We start from the raw sequence: 3514 nt of genomic DNA, 5'->3' as shown, positions 1-3514 counted from the left end.
TTTGGTATCGTTCTTCTCGGCTGAGGTGCTTGTACATTGGGCAATTTCGATTTGGCGGTTAAAGCGGCCATGATGCTCTCGCATCCTCAGCCACCTATAACCAGTTCATCTTTGTTGCACTTCGTCCTTGAATCCGCCGTTTATTAAAAATTGTTTTTCTAGATTAATTGCTAATTTCGAAAAAAATGATAACGGCATTATGGATGAATCCGCCCCAAAAAGAGGCATCAACGGAAAAACGGCAGGGTCACGATGAAGCTGGTCCCCACGCCCATTTCGGATTGGCAGTCAATGCTGCCGCCCATGCGTGTGACGATGCTGCGCACCATGGCGAGGCCCAAACCGGTGCCTTTGCCCACTTCTTTGGTGGTGAAGAACGGTTCAAAAATGCGTGGCAAGGTCTCGGGCGGGATGCCGCTGCCGTTGTCGATCACGGCCACGGCCACGGTGTTTTCTGTCGGGCGCGAGGCCGAAATGACGATGCGCCCGTCGCGACGTTCACCGATCGCGTGGCTGGCGTTCACGCACAGGTTGACCAGCACTTGTTGCAAGCTGCCGCTTTGGCCTTTGAGTTGCACGTTGGCCGCATCGGGTGTGACGGGTTCGATGGCAATGTCAATGCCTTTCAGGCTGGCTTGCAAGAGCGACTTGGTTTCGTCAATGACCGGGGACAACTCAAACAGTGTGAGGTTTTCTTCCTCTTCCTCGGGCGGGCGCTCGCGGCCTAAGCCGTTGAGCTTGATCACGATGTCACGTGCGCGGGTGGTGGCCTGCATGATGGCGCTGAGGTTTTTCGCGGCCTTGGAGTCTTCGCCGATCTTCATTTCTACCAATTCGGCATGGTTTTGGATCACGCCCAAGAGGTTGTTGAAGTCATGCGCCACACCAGCAGCGAGTTGGCCCAACGCGTCTAAGCGCTGCGATTGCTCCATTTTTTGGACCATGCGCAGGTTTTCGGCTTCTTTTTCCTTGAACTCACGCATGTCCTTCATCGTGATGACGGCGCCGGTGATCAGGCCTTGCGCATCACGCAACGGCGCGGCGGTCAACACCACAGGAATTTGTTCGCCTTCGTGCTGGTTCACCACCCATTCCACGTTTTGTACAGCGTGCATGGTTTGGGCCTTGGCTTCTTCGACGCTGTTGCCTAAGCAGGCAATCACCCAGAGTTCGGTGTCAGTTTTTACCGTGAAAAACTGTGTGCTCTCGGACACCACGTTTTGATCCGACTTGAGCCAATTCAGCACTTTGGCTTCTGTGGCGAGCGTGGTCAAGCTGTGCAGGCTGACGGGTTGTGGCAGTTCGTCCAAGCAAGCTTTGGTCAAAATCGACAACAAATGGTGCCCGTGCAGGCTGTGGTGGGCGTAGCCCAAAAAGGTTTGACTGGCCAAATTGGTGAACTTCACGCGCTCGGAAGCGTCAAAGCCCAGCACGGGGTAGGGCATGTCGGCGAGGCGTTGCCAAAAGCGCTCTGGGTCCATGTCGTACAAACGTTGCATCACGTCGCCGTGATACTCGGGCACCCAATGTTCAATTAGCTGGTTGTTGTCGGCGGAGGGCAACAACGCCCCCAGTGTGTGGCCCAGCACATGAACCTTGGCGTAACCAAAAAGTTCCAATGCCTTTGGGTTGGCACTGAGCAAGGCGCCGCTTCTGTCGATTCGCAGCACGCCATCTTGCATGGCATCCATGGTTTTTTCGAGCAAACTGTTTTGCAGTTTGATTTGCTCGTTTTTATGAATCAGCGACGACACGTCGTGCACGTTGATGACGGTTTGTTCGGGAATGCCTCGCACGCTGAACATGATGGACGACGAAATCCGCACAGGCGTGCTCGGCCCTTTTTTGTTCTTCAGCAAAGTCACCACCGACTCGTCGTCATCATTCACCAAGCGGTTCAAGGTGGTGGTGATGGTCACCGACCAAGGCAGGTCGTGCTCGTTGCGTATGAACGCCAGCACGGTGCGTTGACCGTTGACGGTGTGGTTGACCATGCCCAACTCGATCGTGAGTTGTTCACCCTCTTTGGTTTGCAGATAGAGCAAGCCGCTGTAGCCGGTTTTCTGGTCGTTTTTGTCGTCCAAGAAACTCTGCAAGAGTTTGGTGTATTTGGCTCGCAAAGGCGCTGGGCTGAGGACTGACAAGGGTTGGCCTATCAATTCTTTCCCAAAGTAGCCCGTCATTTGATTGGCACGCGAGTTGGCAAACTGAATGCAGCCATCTGCGTCAATTTGGACGCAGCCCAAAGGCGTTTGGTTGAGCAAATTCATGTAACTGCCGGGCTCAATGAACTCCAAACGCGTCAAACTTTTGCTCAGGCTGTTCAAGAACAGCGTCAGCGTGGCTTCGTCGTCGTCAAACAAAATGGTGCTGCGTTGACCGATCACTTCTTTGCGGCTCAAGCCTGAGAGACCCAATAACGCGGTGTTGCAATCGCGAATGTCGCCCAGTTCGTCCACCACGATCAAGCCGCTTTGCATGGACGAGAACAGACCGTTCACATACTGAATCTGTTGCTCAATCGAAATTTGGCTATCTTGTAGTTTTTCTTGGTTTTCTTGCAGCTGGTTGGTCAGACGGTGCGAATCCATCAACGAAGCCAACAAGGTTTCGCGGTTTTGCGCTGACTCGTAAGCCACGCCGATGGCCACTGAGCCGGGCAGCATCAGCTCGGACACATGAACGGGCAATTGGTACCGTGACTTGACCACAAAGATGCCGCGCACCTGGTTTTCAAACTGAAATGGAATGATCAAAAAGTGGCGTGATTGTTCGTTATGCGCGGCGTCCAGCGCTTCGAGGCAAGCGGTGGGCAAATCTTTGTTACGCAGCAGCAGCCCGTCGATGGCCGCTTGTTTCAGCAGGTGGCTGGGCAGTGGCAACTCGTGCGGAAAGGCAGTGCTGTCGTGTGATTCGCTGCCCAATAGGGTGAGTTTTTGGCGCTGAATCATGGAGTCGTCCACCACGCCAAAGGCGTAGGCGTACAGTGCACATGCTTGAACATCCAAGTAATGGGCCATTTTTTGACTGATTTCCATGGCCAACTGCGAGGGCGAATGCTCGTTGCGCACGGTTTCATTGATCAAGGCCAGTCCGTTGTCAATCCATAAGCGGTGATGGTTTTTGGCTTGGTTCGAGCGCAAACTCTCCACCATCACGCGAATATTGGCCAATGCGCTGGACTTGTCGCCAGGGGCGACGTCAATGGTTTGCTCCAAGTTACCCAGAACAATTTCGTGGGTGACATTGACCAAGCGGCGTGGCTCTCCGCCCACCAAGTTGCGCACGATGTTCACCAACCAGCCCAAGGAGGCCAAAATCAAGGCCAAGGTCAGGCCGACCAACGCGTAGAACTGAAAGGTCATGCTCTTATAAGAGGCGGATTCAAGGACGAAGTGCAACACGCTTTAACGAGGCATGGAATACCTCGTGAGGTGTCTTGAATCCTAGTCGCTTTCTGGGGCGATGATTCAATCGGTTTTCAATCATAGTCAATTCCTCATCCGTCACGGTT

General features: G+C 53.7%; 1 protein-coding gene. It reads right to left on the bottom strand.

Features of this window, described 5'->3' with window-relative positions; all coding sequences use genetic code 11:
- Positions 1 to 227: 227 nt before the first annotated feature.
- The gene (locus RMS95_RS15410) at positions 228 to 3365 is read right to left on the bottom strand and encodes a PAS domain S-box protein (protein ID WP_310647067.1); all 3138 of its coding nucleotides are present in this window, start codon (positions 3363 to 3365) and stop codon (positions 228 to 230) included.
- Positions 3366 to 3514: the final 149 nt, after the last annotated feature.

The sequence above is a fragment of the Limnohabitans sp. genome, assembly GCF_031539175.1.
In the GTDB taxonomy this organism is placed as follows: domain Bacteria; phylum Pseudomonadota; class Gammaproteobacteria; order Burkholderiales; family Burkholderiaceae_C; genus Limnohabitans.
The sequence above is the reverse complement of the archived record's forward strand: the minus strand, read 5'-3'. Positions and strand labels throughout refer to the sequence as shown.

Excerpts from the sequence above, each read along its gene's own strand:
- RMS95_RS15410 (WP_310647067.1), bottom strand. The coding sequence starts at position 3,365 with ATGACCTTTCAGTTCTACGCGTTGGTCGGCCTGACCTTGGCCTTGATT.